Origin of the sequence: Pseudomonas sp. Pseusp11 (assembly GCF_047304405.1) — a bacterium.
Classification (GTDB): domain Bacteria; phylum Pseudomonadota; class Gammaproteobacteria; order Pseudomonadales; family Pseudomonadaceae; genus Aquipseudomonas.
The window spans coordinates 128,263-150,911 of sequence record NZ_JBGLZF010000016.1 but is presented as its reverse complement, the minus strand read 5'-3'; the positions used below and the strand labels follow the sequence as shown (position 1 = coordinate 150,911).

The 22,649-nt window shown below is 59.1% G+C and carries 20 protein-coding genes; 7 read left to right on the top strand and 13 right to left on the bottom strand.

The genetic code is table 11. The features are described 5' to 3' along the window. Positions 1 to 362: 362 nt before the first annotated feature. The 3 genes from ACCC96_RS15590 to ACCC96_RS15580 all read right to left on the bottom strand — a co-directional run bounded on the left by ACCC96_RS15590 (position 363) and on the right by ACCC96_RS15580 (position 3,377). The gene (locus tag ACCC96_RS15590; protein ID WP_413696244.1) at positions 363 to 2,021 is read right to left on the bottom strand and encodes a cation acetate symporter; all 1,659 of its coding nucleotides are present in this window, start codon (positions 2,019 to 2,021) and stop codon (positions 363 to 365) included. Then, entirely contained in the window at positions 2,018 to 2,329 is a 312-nt protein-coding gene (locus tag ACCC96_RS15585) for a DUF485 domain-containing protein (RefSeq protein ID WP_007939152.1), read from the bottom strand. The genes ACCC96_RS15590 and ACCC96_RS15585 overlap by 4 nt, the downstream gene beginning before the upstream one ends. Positions 2,330 to 2,525: 196 nt before the next feature. Beyond that, on the bottom strand, positions 2,526 to 3,377 hold the full coding sequence (locus ACCC96_RS15580; protein ID WP_019648148.1) for a glycine betaine ABC transporter substrate-binding protein: 852 nt from the start codon (positions 3,375 to 3,377) through the stop codon (positions 2,526 to 2,528). 285 nt (positions 3,378 to 3,662) lie between these two features. Between ACCC96_RS15580 and ACCC96_RS15575 the strand changes: the two genes are divergently transcribed. Next, the gene (locus ACCC96_RS15575; RefSeq protein ID WP_204125196.1) at positions 3,663 to 5,258 is read left to right on the top strand and encodes a beta (1-6) glucans synthase; all 1,596 of its coding nucleotides are present in this window, start codon (positions 3,663 to 3,665) and stop codon (positions 5,256 to 5,258) included. A 109-nt stretch (positions 5,259 to 5,367) separates the two neighbouring features. Here ACCC96_RS15575 and ACCC96_RS15570 read toward each other — a convergent pair whose 3' ends face one another. After that, the gene (locus tag ACCC96_RS15570; RefSeq protein WP_258670468.1) at positions 5,368 to 5,736 is read right to left on the bottom strand and encodes a hypothetical protein; all 369 of its coding nucleotides are present in this window, start codon (positions 5,734 to 5,736) and stop codon (positions 5,368 to 5,370) included. A 221-nt stretch (positions 5,737 to 5,957) separates the two neighbouring features. Here ACCC96_RS15570 and ACCC96_RS15565 point away from each other — a divergent pair, with 221 nt between their 5' ends. Both ACCC96_RS15565 and ACCC96_RS15560 read left to right on the top strand, forming a co-directional pair. Next, positions 5,958 to 7,256 (top strand): serine/threonine protein kinase, encoded by a 1,299-nt coding sequence (locus ACCC96_RS15565; protein ID WP_413696243.1) that lies wholly within the window; start codon positions 5,958 to 5,960, stop codon positions 7,254 to 7,256. Continuing rightward, positions 7,249 to 8,037: a VacJ family lipoprotein gene (locus ACCC96_RS15560; protein WP_064619395.1), complete on the top strand. Its 789-nt coding sequence runs from the start codon at positions 7,249 to 7,251 to the stop codon at positions 8,035 to 8,037. The genes ACCC96_RS15565 and ACCC96_RS15560 overlap by 8 nt, the downstream gene beginning before the upstream one ends. A 97-nt stretch (positions 8,038 to 8,134) precedes the next feature. Here ACCC96_RS15560 and ACCC96_RS15555 read toward each other — a convergent pair whose 3' ends face one another. Next, positions 8,135 to 9,049, bottom strand: coding sequence for a DUF808 domain-containing protein (locus ACCC96_RS15555; RefSeq protein WP_413696242.1), 915 nt, complete (start codon positions 9,047 to 9,049; stop codon positions 8,135 to 8,137). Between the two features lie 134 nt (positions 9,050 to 9,183). Between ACCC96_RS15555 and ACCC96_RS15550 the strand changes: the two genes are divergently transcribed. Beyond that, positions 9,184 to 9,789: a TetR/AcrR family transcriptional regulator gene (locus ACCC96_RS15550; RefSeq protein ID WP_007939160.1), complete on the top strand. Its 606-nt coding sequence runs from the start codon at positions 9,184 to 9,186 to the stop codon at positions 9,787 to 9,789. 71 nt (positions 9,790 to 9,860) lie between these two features. On the opposite strand, the gene ACCC96_RS15545 is transcribed toward ACCC96_RS15550, so the two are convergent. The 3 genes from ACCC96_RS15545 to kynU all read right to left on the bottom strand — a co-directional run bounded on the left by ACCC96_RS15545 (position 9,861) and on the right by kynU (position 14,014). Then, positions 9,861 to 11,270: an amino acid permease gene (locus ACCC96_RS15545; protein WP_413696241.1), complete on the bottom strand. Its 1,410-nt coding sequence runs from the start codon at positions 11,268 to 11,270 to the stop codon at positions 9,861 to 9,863. A 74-nt stretch (positions 11,271 to 11,344) separates the two neighbouring features. Further along, on the bottom strand, positions 11,345 to 12,658 hold the full coding sequence (locus tag ACCC96_RS15540; protein WP_413696240.1) for an OprD family porin: 1,314 nt from the start codon (positions 12,656 to 12,658) through the stop codon (positions 11,345 to 11,347). A gap of 105 nt (positions 12,659 to 12,763) precedes the next feature. After that, positions 12,764 to 14,014 carry a kynureninase gene (gene kynU, locus ACCC96_RS15535; RefSeq protein WP_413696239.1) on the bottom strand — a complete coding sequence of 417 codons (1,251 nt, stop codon included), beginning with the start codon at positions 14,012 to 14,014 and terminating at the stop codon, positions 12,764 to 12,766. 209 nt (positions 14,015 to 14,223) lie between these two features. On the opposite strand from kynU, the gene ACCC96_RS15530 reads away from it, so the two are divergent. After that, positions 14,224 to 14,697 carry an Lrp/AsnC family transcriptional regulator gene (locus ACCC96_RS15530; RefSeq protein ID WP_018925093.1) on the top strand — a complete coding sequence of 158 codons (474 nt, stop codon included), beginning with the start codon at positions 14,224 to 14,226 and terminating at the stop codon, positions 14,695 to 14,697. A gap of 174 nt (positions 14,698 to 14,871) precedes the next feature. Here ACCC96_RS15530 and ACCC96_RS15525 read toward each other — a convergent pair whose 3' ends face one another. From ACCC96_RS15525 to ACCC96_RS15505, 5 genes are all read right to left on the bottom strand, one after another. Then, positions 14,872 to 15,885, bottom strand: coding sequence for an AraC family transcriptional regulator (locus tag ACCC96_RS15525; protein ID WP_258670485.1), 1,014 nt, complete (start codon positions 15,883 to 15,885; stop codon positions 14,872 to 14,874). A gap of 22 nt (positions 15,886 to 15,907) precedes the next feature. After that, a complete protein-coding gene (locus ACCC96_RS15520; protein WP_086945846.1) occupies positions 15,908 to 17,311 on the bottom strand; it encodes an amino acid permease in 1,404 nt (467 codons plus the stop codon). 98 nt (positions 17,312 to 17,409) lie between these two features. Beyond that, positions 17,410 to 18,264 carry a tryptophan 2,3-dioxygenase gene (gene kynA, locus ACCC96_RS15515; protein ID WP_258670488.1) on the bottom strand — a complete coding sequence of 285 codons (855 nt, stop codon included), beginning with the start codon at positions 18,262 to 18,264 and terminating at the stop codon, positions 17,410 to 17,412. Beyond that, positions 18,261 to 18,926 carry an arylformamidase gene (gene kynB, locus ACCC96_RS15510; RefSeq protein WP_258670490.1) on the bottom strand — a complete coding sequence of 222 codons (666 nt, stop codon included), beginning with the start codon at positions 18,924 to 18,926 and terminating at the stop codon, positions 18,261 to 18,263. Before kynB ends, kynA begins: the two co-directional genes overlap by 4 nt. 223 nt (positions 18,927 to 19,149) lie before the next feature. Beyond that, positions 19,150 to 19,590 (bottom strand): GlcG/HbpS family heme-binding protein, encoded by a 441-nt coding sequence (locus ACCC96_RS15505; protein ID WP_413696238.1) that lies wholly within the window; start codon positions 19,588 to 19,590, stop codon positions 19,150 to 19,152. 266 nt (positions 19,591 to 19,856) lie between these two features. Here ACCC96_RS15505 and gcl point away from each other — a divergent pair, with 266 nt between their 5' ends. Both gcl and hyi read left to right on the top strand, forming a co-directional pair. Further along, positions 19,857 to 21,632, top strand: a complete 1,776-nt coding sequence (gcl, locus tag ACCC96_RS15500; RefSeq protein ID WP_413696237.1) for a glyoxylate carboligase — start codon at positions 19,857 to 19,859, stop codon at positions 21,630 to 21,632. An 82-nt stretch (positions 21,633 to 21,714) separates the two neighbouring features. After that, positions 21,715 to 22,497 (top strand): hydroxypyruvate isomerase, encoded by a 783-nt coding sequence (hyi, locus tag ACCC96_RS15495; protein WP_258670492.1) that lies wholly within the window; start codon positions 21,715 to 21,717, stop codon positions 22,495 to 22,497. The last annotated feature ends 152 nt before the right edge of the window (positions 22,498 to 22,649 follow it).

Sequence of the window (22,649 nt, the reverse complement as noted above, 5' to 3'; positions counted from 1 at the left end):
GGCGCGGATCAACGCTGGTAGAGGCGTCGATGGAGGTAGTCACCGGTTGACGGACAGGCTCAGGGCGTGAGGGGGCGTGCACCTCAAAAGCAAAGCGAGGCGGCCTACCGGCCGACCTGGCTTCAAATGAACGCGTTCCCCCGTAGGAGTTGCCGAAGGCTGCGATCTTTTGATCTTGATCTGGCTTTTGATCTCACTCTGCCCGCCCCTTTTTCAAAGTGACTCGCTGTAAGAGCGAAACCGCCAGCCGGCGTTACCGCAGAAACGGATATGTACACACAAAGGGCGATAACCGCCCAATAAAAATGCCCCGATCTCTCGACCGGGGCATTCGTGTCAGTGCAGCTTATATATAAGAAGCCTTAGTGCGAAACCGCCCCACTCGCCCCCAACCCGGTCTGCGAACGGACAAACTGCGGGAAGAACAGCGCCCGCTCATTGTCAGCTGCAGTGGATTTGTCAGTGACCGAGAAGAACCAGATCCCGATAAAGGCAATGATCATCGAGAACAGCGCCGGGTATTCATACGGGAAGATCGCCTTCTCGTGACCCATGATCTGCACCCAGATGGTTGGCCCCAGCACCATCAAGCCAACCGCACTGACCAGCCCCAACCAACCGCCGATCATCGCACCGCGAGTCGTCAGTTTCTTCCAGTACATGGAAAGCAGCAGCACCGGGAAGTTGCAGCTCGCCGCGATGGAGAACGCCAGGCCCACCATGAACGCGATGTTCTGCTTCTCGAACAGAATGCCCAGGCCGATCGCCAGCACCGCCAGGGCGATGGTGGTGATTTTCGAGACGCGGATTTCGTCCTTCTCGTTGGCCTTGCCCTTCTTGATCACGCTGGCATACAGGTCATGGGACACTGCCGAGGCACCGGCCAGGGTCAGGCCAGCCACCACCGCCAGAATGGTCGCGAACGCCACCGCCGAGATGAAGCCCAGGAACACACTGCCACCCACCGCGTTGGCCAAATGCACCGCCGCCATGTTGTTGCCGCCCAACAGCGCACCAGCCGCATCTTTAAAGGCCGGGTTGGTGCTGACCAGCAGGATCGCGCCGAAACCGATGATGAAGGTCAGGATGTAGAAGTAACCAATGAACCCGGTCGCATACAGCACGCTTTTACGCGCTTCTTTCGCGTCACTCACGGTGAAGAAGCGCATCAATATGTGCGGCAGGCCAGCGGTACCGAACATCAGTGCCAGGCCGAGGGAGAACGCCGAGATCGGGTCTTTCACCAGGCCGCCCGGGCTCATGATTGCTTCACCTTTGGCGTGAACCTTGATCGCCTCGGAGAACAGCGTGTTGAAGTCGAAGTTGACGTGCTTCATCACCATCAGCGCCATGAACGAGGCACCGGACAGCAACAGCACTGCCTTGATGATCTGCACCCAAGTGGTCGCCAGCATGCCGCCGAACAGCACGTACAGGCACATCAGGATACCGACCAGGATCACCGCAACGTGGTAGTCCAGGCCGAACAGCAGCTGAATCAGCTTGCCGGCACCGACCATTTGCGCGATCAGGTAGAACGCCACCACCACCAGCGAACCGCACGCCGACAGCGAGCGGATCTGGGTTTGCCCCAGGCGATAGGACGCCACGTCGGCAAAGGTGTACTTGCCCAGGTTACGCAGGCGTTCGGCGATCAGGAACAGAATGATCGGCCAGCCCACCAGGAAGCCGATCGAGTAGATAAGGCCGTCGTAGCCGGAGGTGAACACCAGGGCGGAGATACCCAGGAAGGACGCCGCGGACATGTAGTCACCGGCAATCGCCAGACCGTTCTGGAAACCGGTGATCTTGCCACCCGCCGCATAGTAGTCGGCGGCCGATTTGTTGCGCTTGGACGCCCAATAGGTGATGCACAAGGTTGCCCCGACGAATACCACGAACATCATGATCGCGGATACATTGAGCGGTTGTTTCTGCACTGCACCCGTCAGGGCCTCAGCCGCCCAGGCGCCCGGTGCAAAGGCTGCGATGCTCAAGAGAGCGATTAGACGCCGGATCATTGCTGAGCCTCCTTGAGAATCGCATTGTTCAAGTCGTCGAATTCGCCATTGGCGCGTCGTACGTAGATGCCAGTCAGGACAAAGGCCGAAACAATCAGCCCGACACCGATCGGAATGCCCCAGGTTATCGAAGACTCGGGGCTGATTTTTGCGCCCAGAATATGCGGCCCGTAAGCAATCAAAAGGATGAATCCGGAGTACAGCCCAAGCATGATCGCTGAAAGAATCCAGGCGAATCGTTCCCTCTTGCTAACCAGCTCCTTGAAGCGCGGGCTGTTTTGAATCGAGAGGTAAATGCTGTCGTTCATTGTTTTTATCCTCGCAGCACAGATTTTAGTTGGAACGTTATCCACTCTATGCGGCTGCCGGAGAGGTTCCAGACGACCTTAGTATTAGAACGACATGACGGTTTCTCCCCCGCCGAATTCCCACAGAAAGCAAAAAGCCCCTTGGCATTTAAGCCAAGGGGCCTTGGGAGGTGCTGACCAGACGCTTCAGCTCAAATCATTTGGTCCATTCGGCAACGCGATCCGGGTGTTTGGCCACCCAGTCTTTCGCTGCGGCTTCAGGCTTGGCACCGTCCTGAATCGCCAACATGACCTGGCCGATTTCGTCTTTCGACGCCCACTGGAAGTTCTTCAGGAACTTCGCGACTTCAGGCGCTTTGGTTGCCAGTTCTTTGCTGCCGATGCTGTTCACGGTTTCAGCTGCGCCGTAAACGCCTTTCGGGTCTTCCAGGAAGCGCAGTTTCCACTTGGCGAACATCCAGTGCGGCACCCAACCGGTTACGGCAATGGATTCGTTTTTCTTCTCGGCGCGGGTCAGCTCGGCAATCATGCCGGCGCCGGAACTGGCCTTGAGGGTGTAATTGTCCAGACCGTAATCCTTGATGGCCTGATCGGTCTTGAGCATCACGCCTGAACCGGCGTCGATGCCGACGATACGGCCCTTGAAGCTCTCGTCGGTTTTCAGATCCTCAATGGACTTGGCCTTGACGTACTCCGGCACGATCAGGCCGATTTTCGCATCCTTGAAGTTCGGGCCGTAGTCGACGACCTGATCCTTGTTCTTCGCCCAGTATTCGCCGTGAGTCACAGGCAGCCACGCCGACAGCATGGCGTCGAGTTTGCCGGTGGCCACACCTTGCCACATGATCCCGGTGGCAACCGCTTGCAGTTTCACGTCATAACCGAGTTTCTGTTTGATCACTTCAGCAGCCACGTTGGTCGTGGCGACGCTGTCCGACCAGCCGTCCACATAACCGATCGTTACTGCCTTGCCTTCAGCGCTGGCTACGGTAGAACTGATTGCCAGCACCAAAGCGGCACCTGCGCCCAAGAGTCGTCGCATCTTCATCGTTACTTCCCCGAAAGTGCTGCACTCGACGGATGCCGAGTCGCTCAACGTATTTTTATGGTGCACAGCGCCCCCATCACGCCGACCGCAAACTCGCTCGATTATCAGTGGAGTACTGACGTGTCGATCATCAACCTGACGCCAACAGTGACCTGCTCTGCCAGCGACCTCAAGACATCGAGAAACGACATCAGAAGGCCATTAATCGCAACCGCTAAAAATGCACAGGCCATCCCGCCTGAACTTTGCATGTCAAAACCAAGCAGCCCACCAAGCGTAGGCAAAATGCAGGTAACATGCCCGGCTTTGCTCCCAGACGGCCTGAACATGCCCGCGACATCACGCTTTCCTTTTTTGGCTTATCTTTTCGCTTGCCTGCTGGGGCTGTTTGCCCTCGGCGGCTTCTGGTACGGCCTCGGCAAACCGGTGATCCTGCCGGACGTGGCCAGCGCAACGCACAAGCTGCAATGCGCGTCCTACACCCCGTTCGACAAGGACCAATCGCCATTCGACGTGCCGTTCAAACTGCGCCCCGAGCGCATGGACGCCGACCTCGCCCTGCTGGCGACCCGCTTCGAATGCATCCGCACCTATTCCATGACCGGCCTCCAGGATCTGCCCGACCTGGCGCGCAAGCACGGCTTGAAGCTGATGATCGGCGCCTGGGTCAACAGCAACCCGGTGGACACCGCCAAGGAAGTCGACCTGCTGATCGCCTCGGCCAATGCCAACCCGGATGTGGTGACCTCGGTCATCGTCGGCAACGAAGCCCTGCTGCGCAAGGAAGTCACCGGCGCGCAACTGGCAACGCTGATCAATAAAGTCAAAAGCCGGATCAAGCAACCAGTGACCTACGCCGACGTCTGGGAGTTCTGGCTCAAACACCCGGAAGTCGCCCCGGCAGTGGATTTCCTGACCATCCATTTATTGCCGTACTGGGAAGACGATCCGTCGAACATCGATGCTGCGCTGCAACATGTGGCAGAAGTGCGCCAGGTGTTCGGCAACAAGTTCGCGCCCAAGGACGTGATGATTGGCGAAACCGGTTGGCCGAGCGAAGGTCGTCAGCGCGAAACGGCGCTGCCGAGCCGGGTCAATGAAGCCAAGTTCATCCGCAGCTTTGTGATCATGGCCGAGCAGCAAGGCTGGCATTACAACCTGATCGAGGCGTTCGACCAGCCCTGGAAACGCGCCAGCGAAGGTGCGGTGGGCGGTTATTGGGGACTGTTCGATGCCGATCGCCAGGACAAGGGCGTGCTCGCCGGGCCGGTCTCGAACGTGCCGTACTGGTCGCAATGGCTGGCGGTGGGTGGCCTGATCTTCATCGGCACGCTGATCCTCGGCGGTCGGGTTCGCAGCACCCGCGCAGCGTTGGTGCTGCCACTGCTCGGTGCCCTGGCGGCCTGCTCGATTGGCGCCTGGGGCGACCTGGCCCGCGTCACCACCCGTTTTGCCAGTGAATGGTTGTGGGTAGCGTTGCTGACGGGGTTGAACCTGTTGGTGCTGGCCCATGCCGCGCTGACCTTGAGCGCCCGCACCGGTTGGCGTGGGCGCGCCTTCAATGCACTGGAACGTCGAGCCGGCTGGTGGCTGGCAGCGACAGGTTTTGCCGCGGCGGTGATGATGCTGGAACTGGTGTTCGACCCGCGTTATCGCAGCTTCCCGAGTGTCGCCTTCATCCTGCCGGCGCTGGTGTACCTGTGCCGGCCGGTGAGCGTGCCTCGTCGGGAAATCGCCGTGCTGACCTTTATCATCGGCGCCGGCATTGCGCCGCAGCTGTTTCGTGAAGGTCTGCAGAATCAGCAGGCTTGGGGCTGGGCGTTGGTGAGTGTGTTGATGGTCGCGGCGTTGTGGCGCAGCTTGCGGGTTCGCAAAGGGTAATCAACACAGCAAGATCAAAAGCAAGATCAAAAGATCGCAGCCTTCGGCAGCTCCTACACGGGGATATGCGTTTTCCTGTAGGAGCTGCCGAAGGCTGCGATCTTTTTTATCAGACGCTACGAGAAGCCCGGACCAGACGCAGAGCAGCAATCACCACCGCAAACACCGCCAACGTGGTGGTGTACAACGCCAGCGCCGGAAACCCGAACACCAGCGCCAATACCGCCAACCACCACCCTGCTCGCCCCGACAGCACAAAACCGGTCACGGCTGCCGCCACTGCCGCCCAGCCCAGCACCTTGAAGTGAATCATCAAGCCCAGGTTCGAGCGCACCTGGCATTCCCAGCGACTGGCCTCGTCAACGCAGATGCCGACCCATTGAGCATCCTCCATGAAGCCATAACGCGCGCCATAACTGGCGGCCAGCCACAATGGCAGAAGAACGAGCAGCAGAATCACGGGTAGACGGCGGGACATGAAGCACTCCAATAAACGAAATCGGCCGCCAGCTTAATCCCCCGCCCGTGGTAAGCAAATAACATCAATTAACTGTTCATGAAATAACTGCAAAGTGTATCGTCCCGCTACCGTTGCTCCGAAATCAGGCCTGTTTGCGGCCAATGCATGGCACTTTGGCCCAAATCCGATGGTCATAGCCTGCGAACTTCATCTGGCACCTTCCTCTAAGGGATCTAGTCATGCTCCGTTCCTTGCGCTTCGTCGCCCTGTTTGGCGGCTTGCTTTTAAGTGCGTCCGTACTGGCGGCCGATATTGACGCCGCCAGTTATGGCTACCCCCTGACCAACCCGTTCGAGGCGACCATCGCCACGACACCGCCCGACTTGCGCCCGGAATTGCCGCTGGATGAAGACATCAATCAGTCGGACCGCAGTGTCACGATGCGCCCGGAGCGTGAGTTCAATCTGCCGGACAACTTCTGGCCGGTGAAAAAACTCACCTATCGCATCGCCACGCAGGATCATGCCGCACCGTTGATCTTCCTGATCTCCGGCACCGGTGCACGCTATGACAGCACCCTCAACGAATACCTGAAAAAGCTCTATTACAGGGCCGGCTATCACGTGGTGCAGCTGTCGTCGCCCACCAGCTTCGACTTCATGAGCGCCGCCTCGCGCTTCGCCACCCCGGGCGTAACCAAGGAAGATGCCGAAGACATGTACCGGGTGATGCAGGCCGTGCGGGCGCAAAACCCGAAGCTGCCGGTCACCGATTATTTCCTGACCGGTTATAGCCTCGGCGCCCTGGATGCGGCTTTTGTTGCACACCTGGATGAAACCCGTCGCAGCTTCAACTTCAAGAAAGTCTTGCTGCTCAACCCGCCGGTCAACCTTTACACCTCGGTCACCAACCTGGACAAGCTGGTACAGACCGAGGTCAAGGGCATCAACAACACCACCACTTTCTATGAGCTGGTGCTGGGGAAACTGACCCGCTACTTCCAGCAAAAGGGCTACATCGACCTTAACGATGCCCTGCTCTACGACTTCCAGCAGTCCAAGCAACACCTGAGCAACGAGCAGATGGCAATGCTGATCGGCACTTCGTTCCGTTTCTCGGCGGCGGACATCGCCTTTACCTCGGACCTGATCAACCGTCGCGGCCTGATCACGCCACCGAAATTCCCGATCACCGAAGGCACAACCCTCACGCCGTTCCTTAAACGCGCGCTGCAGTGCGACTTCGACTGCTACATCACCGAGCAGGTCATCCCGATGTGGCGCGCCCGCACCGATGGTGGCAGCCTGCTGCAACTGATCGATCAGGTCAGCCTGTATGCACTGAAGGACTACCTGCACGACAGCCCGAAAATCGCCGTCATGCACAACGCCGACGACGTGATCCTCGGCCCTGGCGACCTGGGCTTTCTGCGCCGCACCTTTGGCGACCGCTTGACTGTTTATCCATTGGGCGGCCATTGCGGCAACCTCAACTATCGCGTCAACAGCGACGCCATGCTGGAGTTTTTCCGTGGCTAAATACTTCCTGCTGATCGCAGCGTTACTCTGTGCAGGCGTCGCCAATGCCGACAACAGCAAAGCCAACGCCCCAGTGGTGATCGATAAAGACGGCTTCAAGGAACCGCTGAGCAAACTCAAATTCAACCCGGGGCTGGATCAGCGCGAGTTCGAACGCTCATCGCTCAACGCACTGAACGTCTATGACCCGCTGGAAGAGTGGAACCGCCGCGTCTACCACTTCAACTACCGGTTCGACGAATGGGTGTTCCTGCCCGTGGTCAACGGCTATCGCTACGTCACCCCAAGTTTCCTGCGCACCGGCGTCAGCAACTTCTTCAACAACCTCGGTGATGTGCCGAACCTGGTGAACAGCCTGCTGCAATTCAAGGGGCAGCGCTCGCTGGACACCACCGCTCGCCTGCTGCTCAACACCACCATCGGTGTCGCCGGCCTGTGGGATCCGGCCACCGCCATGGGCCTGCCGCGCCGCAATGAAGACTTCGGCCAGACCCTGGGCTTCTACGGCGTACCGGGCGGCGCCTACCTGGTGCTGCCGATCCTCGGCCCGTCGAACCTGCGTGACACCGCAGGCCTGGCGGTCGACTACACCGGCGAATCGGCGATCAACTTCCTGAACGTGTCCGAAGTCAGTTCCAACCACCCGGAAATCTGGGTACTGCGCGGCATCGACAAGCGCTATCAGAACGGCTTCCGCTACGGGCAGATGAACACACCGTTCGAGTATGAAAAAGTGCGTTACGTGTATACCGAGGCGCGCAAGCTGCAGATCGCCGAGTAACTTCATCGGCAATAAAAAAGGCCATTCGATTTGCGTCGAATGGCCTTTTTTCATGCGCGGCGTATCAAACACCACCAATCACTGTAGGAGCGAGGCTTCAGGCTTTCACTGCCTTCCAAACCTTGCCGACAGCCATCACCCCCACCAACACCGCCGCACCCGCCACAATCCCGGCCACCGCGTTCAACAACGTCGGCACGATAAACCCGGCCCCACCAGACGCTGCGGTGACACTCTCGATCCAGTGATGAACCACCGGCACGCCATGGGTCAGAATCCCGCCGCCGACCAAAAACATCGCCGCCGTGCCGATCACCGACAGACTTTTCATCATGTACGGCGCCGCGCGCAGAATCCCGTCGCCGATGCTTTTAGCCATCTGGCCCGGCTTCTGGGTCAGCCACAGGCCAAGGTCGTCGAGCTTGACGATGCCGGCAACCAGGCCATAGACGCCGATAGTCATGACGATGGCGATGCCCGAAAGCACGATCACTTGCTGAGTCAGCGAAGCGTCAGCCACGGTACCCAAGGTGATGGCGATGATTTCTGCCGACAAAATGAAATCGGTACGAATCGCCCCTTTGATCTTGTCCTTCTCGAACGCCACCAGATCGACTGCGGGGTTGGCCACGGCCTCGACCAGCTCTGCGTGTTCAGCCTGATCTTCGGCTTTGCTGTGCAGGAATTTGTGGGCGAGTTTTTCGAAGCCTTCGAAGCACAGGTAAGCGCCACCGACCATCAGCAACGGTGTGACCAGCCACGGAATGAACGCACTGATGGCCAACGCCGACGGCACCAGGATCAGCTTGTTGAGAAACGAGCCCTTGGCGACTGCCCATACCACCGGGATTTCCCGTTCGGCACGCACGCCGGAAACCTGCTGGGCGTTGAGCGCCAGATCGTCGCCCAGTACACCGGCGGTCTTCTTCGCGGCCATTTTGGTCATCAACGCTACATCGTCCAGTACGGTGGCGATGTCGTCGATCAGCACCAGCAAACTGCTTCCTGCCATGAATCGGGTTTCCTTCTTGAATGAATGGTGCGCAGCATAACGCGACCCGAGGCCACACGGGGCATTCTTGAGCGCTGCGCGAGGCCGGTGCTACCATGCGCAACCGCCAGAACAGGCAAGGAACCCCTTGGTTTATGAGCACTATCCGCGAGCGCAACAAAGAACTGATCCTGCGTGCCGCCAGTGAAGAATTTGCCGACAAGGGCTTCGCTGCGACCAAAACCAGTGACATCGCGGCCAAGGCCGGGCTGCCCAAGCCTAACGTCTACTACTACTTCAAATCCAAGGAAAACCTCTACCGCGAGGTCCTGGAAAGCATCATCGAGCCCATCCTGCAAGCCTCGACGCCGTTCAACGCCGACGGCGTGCCCAGCGAAGTGCTCAGTGGCTACATCCGCTCGAAAATCCGCATCTCCCGCGACCTGCCCTTCGCCTCCAAGGTGTTTGCCAGCGAAATCATGCACGGCGCCCCGCATTTGAGCCCCGACCTGGTCGAGCAGCTCAACGGCCAGGCCAGGCACAACATCGACTGCATCCAGACCTGGATCGACCGCGGCCAGATCGCCCCGATCGACCCCAACCACCTGATGTTCAGCATCTGGGCCGCGACCCAGACCTACGCCGATTTCGACTGGCAGATTTCTGCAGTGACCGGCAAGGCCAAGCTGGATGAGGCTGATTATGAGGCGGCGGCACAGACGATTATCCGGTTGGTGCTCAAGGGGTGTGAGCCGGACTGATAGCGGCCCAGGATCAATGCCGACTCGGCAGTCCATGAAAACTGCCGGTCGGGATTGCGTGTCTCCTCCCGCTAAACCTTCGGCAGCGGATTCAGCGCCACGGCTGCCCTGGGTTTTCTGAAGAAGATCCAGTAGACAACCGTGAGGATCAGCAGGAAAGGCACACCGAATACCAAGGTCATTTTGAAGGCATCGGTGAAGTAGGTGGTGATCATCACCGCGCCCATCAGCAGCAGCCCCAACAGCGTGGTGTACGGAAACAGGCGCATGCGGAAGGACAGTTTCCGTTCACCGTTGCGCTCGTGGTAGCGACGGAAGCAGTAGTGGGTCAGGAAGATCATGAACCAGGTGAAGATCGCGCCGAACATCGAGATCGCCATCATCAGGGTGAAGGAGCTTTCCGGGTACAGCACATTGAGCAACGTTGCCAGGGCAATGCCCGAGCTCGACAGCAGCAAGGCATTCAGCGGGATCCCGGTCTTGCTCAACACCCCCATGGACTTGGGTGCATAACCGCCGCGGGACAGGCTGAACATCATGCGGGTGGTGATGTAGAGCTGACTGTTCATCGCCGACAACGCGGCAATCAGGATCACGAAGTTCATCACGCCGGTTGCGCCGGGAATGCCGATGGTCTGCATGACGGTGACGAACGGGCTCTGCGCTTGACCGGCCTGGACCCACGGCACAATCGCCAGCATCAGGGCCAGGGTCAGCAGGTAGAACACCACCAGCCGCACAATGGTCGCGCGAAAGGCCTTCTTCACCGCCCGCTCCGGGTCCTGCGCCTCGCCGGCGGCCACTGCGATCATTTCCACGCTCAGATAGCTGAAGATCGAGACGATCACCGCAATCCACATCCCTTGCAGACCATTGGGAAAGAAGCCGCCGTGGGCGGTGTAATTGTGCACGCCGTAATCCGCGTTGCCGGAACCGAACACCACATACACCGCGAGGATGATGAAGCCGACAATCGCACCGATCTTGATGGTCGAGAACCAGTACTCGAAGGTGCCGAAGGTTTTCACGCTGATGGCGTTGAGCACGATCAGCATGCTCGAGAACGAAACGATCCAGATCCATTCCGGCACGTTGGCGAACCAGTACTTCATGTACATCGCCACCGCCGTCACTTCCGTACCCACTGCCAGCACAATCGCCGCCCAATAGGCATAGCGCACCAGGAACCCGGCCAATGGGCTGACATAGAATTCGGCATAGGCGCCGAACGAGCCGGAGGTCGAATGGGCCACCGTCATCTCCGCCAGGCAGCCCATCAACAGCAGGGTGATGATCGCGCCAATCGCATAGCTGAGCAGCACGCTCGGCCCGGCATAACCAATGGCGTAGGCACTGCCCATGAACAGCCCGGTGCCAATCGCACCGCCAATGGCGATCATGCTCATCTGACCCGAGGTGAGCTGGCGCCGTAGGCCCTGCTCACGCTTGGAGATGTTTTCAAAACCGGCGTTATCGGTCATTTTTCTTTCCTCTGAATATTGTCTTTCTTGAAGAGAGCAAATCGTTTGGGTTGCCGGTGGGGATCAGCCACGGATCAGAAAATATTCAGCGGATACTCGACGATCACCCGGACTTCGTTGTTGTCGGTGGTGTCCGCCCGGGCCACCTGGCCGGTGGAACGTATACTGGCCTGGCGCACACGTATCGACAGGTCCTTGGCCTTGCCCTCCTGCACCACGTAGCGCGCTTCAAGGTCACGCTCCCAGCGCTTGCCGTCACTGCCGTAACGTCCATAGGCACCATTGGGGCCGCCGTCGTAGTGGCTGTCGTCGATATGGTCACCGCTCACATAGCGCGACATGAAACTCAGGCCCGGCACGCCGAAAGGAGCCATGTCCAGGTCATAACGCAGCTGCCAGGAGCGTTCGTTGGGCGCGTTGAAATCGAGGATCTGTACCGAGTTGGCAAGGAATATCGAGGTGCCCGGCTGCTGATCGAAGCCGAGGTAATCGAACGGCTCATCGCCATCGACCTGTTGGTAGGCCAGGGTCAAGCGGTGCGCACCCACCTTGTAAGCGGCGGCCAGCGACCAGGTGGTGTTGTCGATCTTGCCGGCCAGGCTCTGGCCATAGTCGTTGGTGCGATAGAGGTTGAAATCCAGGTTCAGCGACTGGTTTCCGCTCAGGGCATAGTTGTAGTTGGCGTTGGCGTAGTACTGCCGCCAGATATCAGCGAACTGCGAACCGTACACGCTGACGCTCAATTGATCGCTCAGGGCATAGCTGCCGCCCAGATAATCGACGCTGCGAGTCTCGACCCCGGCATACAGCGCCTTGAGGGCGCCATCGTCGTTGGTCGACGCACTGTCATTGCCCGAAGTGAAGTGCCCGGCATCGAGTTTCAGTCCTTCCAACTCGTTGCTGGTCAGCTGGAAACCATTGGCGTAGGTGGTGAACAGGCGTGCCGAGCCGGTGCCGAACACCGGGTTGAGCGGTGTCAGGTTGCCGTATTTGAGTTCGGTCTTCGAGATCCGCGCCTTGAGTGCGCCACCCGCTTCGGAATACTCATCCTCGGCACGTCCATCGGAACCGACCGGCAATAAACCGGTGCCGGCACGACCCCTGCCGCTGTCGAGCTTGAGCCCCAACTGCGCGTAGGCATCGACTCCGAAACCCACCGCGCCCTGGGTATAGCCGGAACGGTAATCGAGCATGAGCCCGTGGGCCCATTCCTCCCGATAGTTCTGGCCGCCCGGGTTGTTGAGGTTGTTGCGGTAAAAATAGAAATTGCGATTGGTCAGGGTCAGGCTGCTGTCTTCAACGAATCCATTGTCGGGTGCGGCATAGGCCACTTGGCCGAGACAGCTGGTAATGGCGAGCGGCAAGGCGGGCCAGAGGGACAGTTTCATTCTGCGTGTTCCTTATTATTGTGTTTTCACAGAAGTGCTTATCGGAGGCGACCGAAGCCCTGCTGCCGGGAAATTCGCGGCAGCAAGACAAAGGCGTCGGGGGTATCAGGTGACGCTGTGGCGGATCTGGAATTGCTCTTGCGCCCAGGTTTTCTGATCGAGTATTTCGCCGAGGATCTGCACCGCATCCCAGACCTCGGTGAAGCTGGTGTACAGCGGGGTGAAGCCGAACCGCATGATCCGCGGTTCGCGGTAATCGCCGATCACGCCACGGGCGATCAAGGCCTGGATCACCGCATAGCCCTGGGGATGTTCGAAGCTGACATGACTGCCACGCTTGGCGTGTTCGCGTGGAGTGACCAGGGTCAGCTCGTGAGCGGCGCAGCGCTGCTCGACCAACTGGATGAACAGGTCCGTCAGCGCCAGGGACTTGCTGCGCAGGCTGGCCATGTCGGTCTGGGCGAAAACATCCAGACCACACTCGATCATCGCCAATGAAGTGATGGGCTGGGTGCCGCACAAATAGCGGGCGATTCCGCTACTCGGCTGGTAATGCGACTCCATGGCGAACTGCCGCGAATGACCGAACCAGCCGGACAGCGGTTGCGCCACCAGATCGCACAACTCAGGGGAAACCCAGACGAAAGCTTGCGAGCCCGGACCGCCATTGAGGTACTTGTAGGTGCAACCGATGGCGTAGTCGGCGCGCGCCTGATGCAGGTCGACCGGCACCGCCCCGGCGGAATGCGCCAGGTCCCAGATGGCCAGCGCGCCACATTCATGGGTCAGCGCGGTCAGGGCCTGCATGTCGTGCATGTAGCCGGTCTTGTAGTTGACGTGGGTGAGCATGACCACCGCGGTGTCCTGGTCAATCGCTTGCGCCAGCTCTTGCGGGCTGTCGACCAGACGCAGGGTGTAGCCCTGCTGCAGCATGTCCGCCAGACCTTCGGCGATATACAGGTCAGTCGGAAAGTTACTGGTCTCGGTGACGATCACCCGCCGCGTCGGCGCCCGCGTGGCCTGCACGCGCAGGGCGGCGCTGAGCACCTTGAACAGGTTGATCGAGGTGGTGTCGGTCACCACCACTTCGCCGTCACCGGCACCAATCAGCCCCGCCAGTCGATTGCCCAGACGTTCAGGCAGGTCGCGCCAGCCGGCGCTGTTCCAACTGCGGATCAGGCCATTGCCCCATTCATCGGCGATCACTGCCTGAGCACGCGCCAGCGCCGCGACCGGGCGCGCGCCCAAGGAGTTGCCGTCGAGATAGATCACGCCTTCAGGGAGCGCAAACTGCTGACGCAGAGGGGCCAGAGCATCCTGCGCATCAAGCGCCAGACAATCGTTTCTTGTAGTCATTGGGTGTCCTGCTTTTTGAAAGAAGTGCCGTCCGGGCAGATCGCGATAGTCGGGTGTGAGTGTCGTGTTTCAGGCGTTATTTGCGCCTTCACGGTGAGAAAATAATGAACGAAGCTTTAGAGAATTTTCGTGCAAAGTAAGCGGCCATCTAGTATTTATCTCGAAGAAAATTCGAATCCAACTCCAAATATCGCGGATTTATTCTAGTCATGACTCTCGACCCGACAGACCTGCGGATCCTGCACCTCTTGCAACGGGACGGCCGTATCAGCAACCACGAAATGGCAGAGAAGGTCGCACTGTCGCCGTCGGCCTGTTTGCGCCGTTTACGCCTGCTGGAAAGTGAAGGAATCATCACCGGCTATCGCGCGATGCTGAACGCCGAAAAGCTGGGAGTAGAACTGGAAGCCATCGTCCATGTGTCATTGCGACAGGACGTCGAGGACTGGCACGAGACCTTCATCAAGAAGGTCCAGTTGTGGCCGGAAGTGGTCACCGCCTACGTGATTACCGGGGCGAGCAACTATGTGCTGCGGGTCCAGGCGCGCAACGTCAAACACTTCTCCGACTTCATCGTCAACCACCTCAACCGCACGGCGGGGGTGACCGATATCCGCTCGGAAATCGTGTTGCAGAAAATCAAGGAGCGGGAGACGTTGCTTGATTTGGTGGTGCGTAAGTGAGCGCCAGTTAATGGGTATCGATTATCAGGTGATCAATTGTGGCGAGGGAGCTTGCTCCCGCTGGAGCGCGAAGCGGTCCTGAAATCTGCAACCGTGGTTTATCAGAGACACCCCATCGCAGGCTTTAGGGCTGCTTCGCAGCCCAGCGGGAGCAAGCTCCCTCGCCACAAATATTCAGCCCCCGCGCATGCGCCGGGCTTCGTTACGCTGCAAGGTCATGCTGGGGGACTCGTCGAACAGCTTGCGGTAATCGGCGCAAAAACGTCCGAGATGGGTAAAGCCCCAGCCCATGGCAATCGCGGAAATATTGCGCGCCGAGCCGTGTTCGAGGATTTCCTGGCGCACAGCGTTCAACCGGTACTTTTTCAGGTAGACCATCGGCGACAGGGCGAAGTACTTCTTGAACGCCTCGCACAGCTTGAAACGCGAGACCCCGGCCGCGACCTCGATGTCCTCCAGGTGCAAGGCTTCGCGAGCATTGTCGTGAATGTATTGCTTGGCCCTGATCAGGTAGTGCGGCAGTTTCACCCCGAGCACGTTGCGCAATTCTTCGGAGTAGTTGTTCGGCTGGGCGAGGATCAAGCCTTTGATCAATGAGCTTTCGATGTCCCGAGTGAAGACCACCTGTTCGTACAGTTCATTGCTGCGTTCCAGCTCCGCGATGAAATAACGCGCCATGCGCCACCACGAGGCCGACGCGCCGTCCACCGCATCCATCACCGGCTCGAAACGCAGCGGCGTATCCAGCGGTCGCTGCAGCATGCCCTCCAGCGACTCGCTCATGGCGGCGCGGGTGATCACCACCTGAACTTTGCGACAGTCGCCGGAGATCGCCAGCATCTGGTTCTCGTTCGGGGAAATGATCACCCCTTGGTCGCGGTTGGATTTCGACACACTGCCGTTCTTGCTCAGCTCCTGCTCGCCCACCAAAGGCAAACTCAGGCTGTAACTGCTGAAGTGCTCGGCGTCTTCGATATCGATGGTGACATCGGTGCCGTATGAGAGCGTGCCCAGGGTCGTGGCCATCGACTTGAACACATTGGCGCTGTGATGAAAGCAGATCCGCTCGGGCGTCGAAGTCTGCAGGCGGTGCGGCCCGCAGATACCAGACATCCAGTTCCTCGCACCCTCGAGGTCATAGTGATCGATACGAATGTCGCGAAACTGCGGATCAGCGTTGCTACTCATCACGGCGCACCCACGGCAAAGGCTATTGAACTATCGGCAAGGCCCGATCCTTGGCCATACGCATCCGGTAAAAACCGAAGATGATCAACACCCACACCGGTATCGCGAAGACTGAAGCGCGTATCCCTGGAATCATCAGCATGACGCAGACGATCATGGCCATGAAGGCCAGGCACAGGTAATTACTGTAAGGGAACCAAAACGCCTTGAAGCCCGGCACGATACCTCGCTGGCCCATGATTTTGCGAAATTTCAGGTGCGTCAGGCTGATCATCGCCCAGTTGATCATCAGCGATGCGACCACCAGTGCAAAGAGCAACTCAAGCGCTTGATGCGGGGCGAGGTAGTTAACCAGCACGGACAGCATGGTGATCAACGCAGATACACCCAGCGCCAGTAGGGGCACGCCCTGCTTGTTCAGTTTCATCAGCGCCTTGGGTGCGTCGCCCTGTTCGGCCAGGCCATAGAGCATGCGGCTGTTGCAGTAGACGCCACTGTTATAGACAGAGAGCGCCGCGGTGAGCACCACGAAATTGAGGATGTGCGCTGCGGTGTCACTGCCGATCAAGGAGAAAATCTGCACGAACGGGCTGCCGCTATAGGCATCGCCCGAAGCGCCCAGTGTCTGCAGCAGTTGATCCCACGGATACAGCGACAGCAACACGGTGAGTGCGCCGACGTAGAAGATCAGCACGCGATAAACCACCTGGTTGATCGCCTTGGGAATCACCTTACCCGGCTCGCTGGCTTCAGCGGCGGTGATGCCGACCAGCTCCAGACCGCCGAAGGAGAACATGATGAACGCCATGGACATCAGCAATCCGGTGGTGCCGTTGGGGAAGAAGCCGCCGTGACTCCAAAGATTGCTGACCGAGGCCTGCGGGCCGCCCGTTCCGCTGAACAGCATGTAGCAGCCCAGGACAATCATGCCAATGATCGCGACGACCTTGATGATTGCGAACCAGAACTCCATCTCGCCGAAGACTTTGACGTTCATCATATTGATCAAATTGACCAGGACGAAGAACACCGCCGCGCTGACCCAGGAGGGGACTTCCGGCCACCAGAACTGCACGTACTTGCCGACAGCCGTCAACTCGGCCATGCCCACCAGCACATACAGCACCCAGTAGTTCCAGCCGGACAGAAAGCCGGCATAGCCGCCCCAATACTTGTGGGCAAAATGACTGAAGGAGCCGGCCACCGGTTCCTCGACAATCATCTCGCCCAGCTGGCGCATGATCAGAAAGGCGATGAAGCCGGCAATCGCATAGCCGAGGATCATCGACGGCCCGGCCGATTTGAGTACTCCGGCAGAGCCGAGAAACAACCCGGTACCTATCGCTCCGCCCAATGCGATCAGCTGAATATGACGATTTTTCAGCCCTCGCTTGAGTTCGCCTTGCCTCAAGATTTCATCCGCCATCTGGTTACCTTCTAATTGTTATGGTCAGGCATGGTTTGAATGCGTCAATTTACTCAATTGCCGCTCGGTTTAAGCGTTCAGACATCATTCTCGGTAATTTAAAGAGTTGAGCGCACTCGCCACAACTCCGGGAACAGCACGGTATCGAGCATCTTGCGCAGATAACCGACACCTTCTGTGCCACCGGTCCCTGGTTGAAAGCCGATAATCCGCTCGACCGTGGTCACATGCCGGAAACGCCATTGACGGAACGAATCCTCAAGGTCGATGAGTTTCTCCGCCAGCTGATAGAGATCCCAATAACGCGATGGGTCGGTGTAGACCTCGCGCCAGGCGGCTTCGACCGACGCATCATGCGCCGTCGGACTGCTCGGATCGCGTTCGAAACGCTGTGGGTCGATGGTCAAGCCTGCGCTGGCCATCAAGCGAATCGCCTCGTCATACAGCGACGGTGTGGCGATCGCCTTTTCCAGCGCCTGCAACAGTTCCGGCCGATGCGCATGGGGGCGCAACAGGGTCGCGCTCTTGTTGCCCAGAATGAATTCGATCTCGCGGTACTGGAACGACTGGAAGCCCGATGACTGCCCCAGAAACGGCCGTATCGCGTGGTACTCGGTGGGTGTCATGGTGGCCAGCACCGTCCAGGCATGCACCAGCTGATCAAAAATCCGCGAGACCCGTGCCAGCATCTTGAACGCGGGCGGCAACTCTGCGAGTCGAATGTGTTCACGAGCGGCTTTGAGCTCGTGCAGCATCAACTTCATCCACAGCTCTGACGTCTGATGCTGGATGATGAACAGCATCTCATTATGGTCCGGAGATAACGGATGCTGTGCACTGAGAATGCGCCCCAGATCCAGGTAGTCGCCGTAGCTCATGGAGTCGGAAAAATTCAGCTCGGCGTTATGCCATTCTTCCGTCTGGTTTGCAGGTGAATAGGGGCATTGGCTCATAGAGTCGGCTCCTCAAGTTGCGGTTTATTCAGTGGACGCAAAATCGCCCTGACCGGACTGGCGTCCAGATGGGCAAAACGCAGCGGCAGCGCGATCAGTTCATAGTCCCCTTCCGGGACGTCATCGAGCACGATGCCCTCGAGGATGGCCATGCCATGTCGGGCCACGGCATTGTGCGAATCCATGGTTTTGGATTGCTGAGGGTCCAGCGACGGCGTATCGATACCGATCAAGCGCACACCGAGGGTCGCCAGCAGGTCGATGGTTTCTTTGGCGACGGCGGTGAAATCCGGATCCCAGGCGCTCAATGGCGCTTGTTGCCAGGTGCGCAGCAGCACCCGTTCAGGCAGATCTTGCAAGCGACCTTCAAGCTGCTCGGGGTGCACCAGCCGGCCGCTGTTCAGGCAATGCAGCACACGGCAAGGCCCCATATAGACATCGAGCGACACATCGCCGATGGCCGCACCGTCTGCGCTGTAATGCAGCGGCGCGTCGACATGGGCCCCCGTGTGAGGCGACAGGGTGATACGCCCGACATTCACCGGACACTCGGGTCCGAAGCTCCAGACGCGCTCTTCCTGAAAAGGTGTGTCACCCGGCCAGGTAGGTGTAGCGGTGCTCAGAGGCGGGCTGATATCCCACCACGACAGTGTTGTTTTCATTGTAAAGCTCTCGGCCTGTTCCGAGAGAATGATACGAGTGATACCTATGAATTTTCTTGCGAAAATATTCGGCAACAGCCAAATGTTTCGCACAAAATTCTAAAAAACCGGAATTTACCGGATGGAAATTTCAACGGAGAAAGCAGGCAGCTAAAAAGCTGTTTTCGTCCGCAAGACGCTTTCGCGAGCAAGCTCGCGAAAGCGGTAAATCAGGCTCCGAAGATCAACCAGCCACCCCCGCATCCGCCTTCAACCCCTGCCTCTCGATCGCGCGGATTGCACATTGCTCATCGACATCTGACAGATCCCCGCTGATGCCCACCGCTCCCAACACAGTCCCGTCCTGATCCCGAACCAACACGCCGCCCGGCACCGGGACGACGCTGCCCTGCCCCAGGCTATTCAGCGCGGCGAAGAAGGCCGGGCGTTGTTGGGCGTCCTGTGCCAGCAGGCGTGAGCCCTTGCCCAGGGCAATCGCGCCCCAGGCCTTGCCGATGGCGATCTGCGGGCGTAGCAGACTGGCGCCGTCTTCACGTTGCAGCGTAATCAGGTGCCCGCCGGCATCCAGTACTGCAACGGTCAATGGCGCGGCAGAGATCGCCCGCCCCGCGGTGATGGCCTGATCGGCCAGGTTGACTGCGACTTTCAAGGTTAAAGCGCTCATGGTGCCGTCCTCATTTTGTTATAGGGAAAGCCGTTGGACTGCTTTGTGTTGCGCAATCCGATGCAACAAATAGAACACAATGAATTATTTTTTTGTATACAATAATTTTCGAAAGGCGCGACATGCGACGAAAAGCCACAGTTATTTGGGCTTCCGACGAATGAAACAGCCGCTTGAGAAAATGGATTGACCTGCGCCGTCCGCCGTGAATACACTCTGCGCAAAGCCACTTGTATACAATTACAAAACGTAAGAGGCACAAAACCATGAGCAAAATGAGAGCAATCGAAGCCGCCGTTCTGGTGATGCGCCGTGAAGGGGTCGATACCGCTTTTGGCATCCCGGGCGCCGCGATCAACCCGCTGTACTCCGCCTTGCAGAAGGTCGGTGGCATCGATCACGTCCTCGCTCGCCACGTTGAAGGCGCCTCGCACATGGCCGAGGGTTACACCCGCACCAAGGCCGGCAACATCGGCGTGTGCATCGGCACATCGGGCCCTGCCGGTACCGACATGGTCACCGGGCTCTACAGCGCCTCGGCCGACTCGATCCCGATCCTGTGCATCACCGGGCAAGCACCGCGGGCCCGTATGCACAAGGAAGACTTCCAGGCCGTCGACATCACCAGCATCGTCAAGCCGGTCACCAAGTGGGCGACCACGGTTCTGGAGCCGGGCCAGGTGCCTTACGCGTTCCAGAAAGCCTTCTATGAGATGCGCTCCGGCCGCCCCGGCCCAGTGCTGATCGACCTGCCGTTCGACGTGCAGATGGCCGAAATCGAATTCGACATCGACGCCTACCAGCCGCTGCCATTGGCCAAGCCGAGCGCGACCCGCGTGCAGGTGGAAAAAGCCCTGGCCATGCTCGACCAGGCTGAACGCCCATTGCTGGTGGCCGGTGGCGGCATCATCAATGCCGACGCCAGCGAGTTGCTGGTGGAGTTCGCCGAGCTGACCGGTATTCCGGTCATCCCGACGCTGATGGGCTGGGGCACCATCCCGGACGATCACCCGCTGATGGTCGGCATGGTCGGACTGCAAACCTCGCACCGTTATGGCAACGCCACGATGCTGAAGTCCGACGTGGTGCTGGGCGTCGGTAACCGCTGGGCCAACCGTCACACCGGTTCGGTCGACGTTTACACCGAAGGCCGCAAATTCATTCACGTCGACATCGAACCGACCCAGATCGGCCGCGTGTTCACCCCGGACCTGGGCATCGTGTCCGATGCCGCTGCCGCGTTGACCGTGTTCATCGAAGTCGCTCGCGAGTGGCAAGCCGCTGGCAAACTGAAAAACCGCAGCGCCTGGCTGCAAGATTGCCAGCAACGCAAAGCCAGCCTGCAGCGCAAGACTCACTTCGACAACGTGCCGGTCAAACCGCAGCGCGTTTACGAAGAGATGAACCAGGTGTTCGGCAAGGACACCTGCTACGTCAGCACCATCGGTCTGTCGCAGATTGCCGGCGCGCAGTTCCTGCACGTCTACAAACCGCGTCACTGGATCAACTGCGGCCAGGCCGGCCCGTTGGGCTGGACCATTCCGGCCGCGCTCGGTGTGGTCAAGGCGGATCCGACCCGCAAGGTGGTGGCGCTCTCGGGCGACTACGACTTCCAGTTCATGATCGAAGAACTGGCGGTGGGCGCGCAGTTCAAGCTGCCGTACATCCACGTCGTGGTGAACAACTCGTACCTGGGGCTGATCCGTCAGGCGCAGCGCGGTTTCGACATGGACTACTGCGTGCAGCTGTCCTTCGACAACCTCAACGCTCCGGAACTCAACGGCTACGGTGTCGACCACGTCGCGGTCACCGAAGGCCTGGGTTGCAAGGCGCTGCGGGTATTCGAACCGGGTCAGATCCAGCCTGCCCTGCGCAAGGCTCAGGAGATGATCGAGGAGTTCAAGGTGCCGGTGATCGTCGAGATCATTCTGGAGCGCGTGACCAACATTTCCATGGGCACCGAGATCAACGCCGTCAACGAATTCGAAGACCTGGCGCTGGTCGGCAACGATGCGCCAACGGCGATTTCGTTGCTCGATTAAGAATGACCTGACACCTGTAGCAGCTGCCGAGGCACGAGGCCGTGGCAGCTGCTACAGGCACATATTTTTACAGGAGATCACCATGCCGCGTTTCGCAGCCAACCTGTCCATGCTGTTCACCGAGCAGGATTTTCTTGCCCGTTTCGACGCTGCCGCCAAGGCCGGCTTCAGTGGTGTCGAATACCTGTTCCCCTATGACTTCAGCTCTGCCGAAATCAAGGCCAGGCTCGATGCCAACGGTCTGACCCAGGTGCTATTCAACCTGCCAGCCGGTGACTGGGCCAAGGGCGAACGCGGTATCGCGTGCCTGCCGGATCGGGTCGAAGAGTTCCGCGCCGGTGTCGATCTGGCCATTGCCTACGCCCAAGTGCTGGGCAACACCCAGGTCAACTGCCTGGCCGGTATTCGTCCACAAGGCGTCGACGAGGCCACCGTGGAAAAAACCTTCGTCGCCAACCTCAAGTACGCGGCCGACAAGCTGCAAGCGGCGGGCATCAAACTGGTGATGGAAGCGATCAACACCCGCGACATTCCGGGCTTCTACCTGAACAACACGGCGCAAGCCCTGTCGATTCGCGAACAGGTCGGCAGCGCCAACCTGTTCCTGCAATACGACATCTATCACATGCAAATCATGGAGGGCGACCTGGCTCGCACCATGGCCTCGCACCTGGACGAGATCAACCACGTGCAATTGGCGGACAACCCAGGGCGCAACGAACCGGGCACCGGTGAAATCAACTACCGCTTCCTGTTCGAACACCTGGACCGCATCGGTTATCAGGGTTGGGTCGGCTGTGAATACAAGCCGCTGACCACGACTGAAGCGGGTCTGGGCTGGTTGAAAACCCATAACGCGATCTGACGTGTGGCGAGGGGGCTTGTCGGAACGCCGCACCGCCCCGTTCGGCTGCGAAGCAGTCGTAAACCTGCGAGCAAGTTTTATCTGGCACACCACGGCGGTTGGTTTGGGGTCGCTTCGCAACCCAGCGGGAGCAAGCTCCCTCGCCACAGAAT

What these genes read in the sequence shown, in the direction of transcription:
- ACCC96_RS15590 (WP_413696244.1), bottom strand. Translation starts at nt 2,021, where the DNA reads ATGATCCGGCGTCTAATCGCTCTCTTGAGCATCGCAGCCTTTGCACCG.
- ACCC96_RS15585 (WP_007939152.1), bottom strand. Translation starts at nt 2,329, where the DNA reads ATGAACGACAGCATTTACCTCTCGATTCAAAACAGCCCGCGCTTCAAG.
- ACCC96_RS15580 (WP_019648148.1), bottom strand. Translation starts at nt 3,377, where the DNA reads ATGAAGATGCGACGACTCTTGGGCGCAGGTGCCGCTTTGGTGCTGGCA.
- ACCC96_RS15575 (WP_204125196.1), top strand. Translation starts at nt 3,663, where the DNA reads ATGCAGGTAACATGCCCGGCTTTGCTCCCAGACGGCCTGAACATGCCC.
- ACCC96_RS15570 (WP_258670468.1), bottom strand. Translation starts at nt 5,736, where the DNA reads ATGTCCCGCCGTCTACCCGTGATTCTGCTGCTCGTTCTTCTGCCATTG.
- ACCC96_RS15565 (WP_413696243.1), top strand. Translation starts at nt 5,958, where the DNA reads ATGCTCCGTTCCTTGCGCTTCGTCGCCCTGTTTGGCGGCTTGCTTTTA.
- ACCC96_RS15555 (WP_413696242.1), bottom strand. Translation starts at nt 9,049, where the DNA reads ATGGCAGGAAGCAGTTTGCTGGTGCTGATCGACGACATCGCCACCGTA.
- ACCC96_RS15550 (WP_007939160.1), top strand. Translation starts at nt 9,184, where the DNA reads ATGAGCACTATCCGCGAGCGCAACAAAGAACTGATCCTGCGTGCCGCC.
- ACCC96_RS15545 (WP_413696241.1), bottom strand. Translation starts at nt 11,270, where the DNA reads ATGACCGATAACGCCGGTTTTGAAAACATCTCCAAGCGTGAGCAGGGC.
- ACCC96_RS15540 (WP_413696240.1), bottom strand. Translation starts at nt 12,658, where the DNA reads ATGAAACTGTCCCTCTGGCCCGCCTTGCCGCTCGCCATTACCAGCTGT.
- kynU (WP_413696239.1), bottom strand. Translation starts at nt 14,014, where the DNA reads ATGACTACAAGAAACGATTGTCTGGCGCTTGATGCGCAGGATGCTCTG.
- ACCC96_RS15530 (WP_018925093.1), top strand. Translation starts at nt 14,224, where the DNA reads ATGACTCTCGACCCGACAGACCTGCGGATCCTGCACCTCTTGCAACGG.
- ACCC96_RS15525 (WP_258670485.1), bottom strand. Translation starts at nt 15,885, where the DNA reads ATGAGTAGCAACGCTGATCCGCAGTTTCGCGACATTCGTATCGATCAC.
- ACCC96_RS15520 (WP_086945846.1), bottom strand. Translation starts at nt 17,311, where the DNA reads ATGGCGGATGAAATCTTGAGGCAAGGCGAACTCAAGCGAGGGCTGAAA.
- kynA (WP_258670488.1), bottom strand. Translation starts at nt 18,264, where the DNA reads ATGAGCCAATGCCCCTATTCACCTGCAAACCAGACGGAAGAATGGCAT.
- kynB (WP_258670490.1), bottom strand. Translation starts at nt 18,926, where the DNA reads ATGAAAACAACACTGTCGTGGTGGGATATCAGCCCGCCTCTGAGCACC.
- ACCC96_RS15505 (WP_413696238.1), bottom strand. Translation starts at nt 19,590, where the DNA reads ATGAGCGCTTTAACCTTGAAAGTCGCAGTCAACCTGGCCGATCAGGCC.
- gcl (WP_413696237.1), top strand. Translation starts at nt 19,857, where the DNA reads ATGAGCAAAATGAGAGCAATCGAAGCCGCCGTTCTGGTGATGCGCCGT.
- hyi (WP_258670492.1), top strand. Translation starts at nt 21,715, where the DNA reads ATGCCGCGTTTCGCAGCCAACCTGTCCATGCTGTTCACCGAGCAGGAT.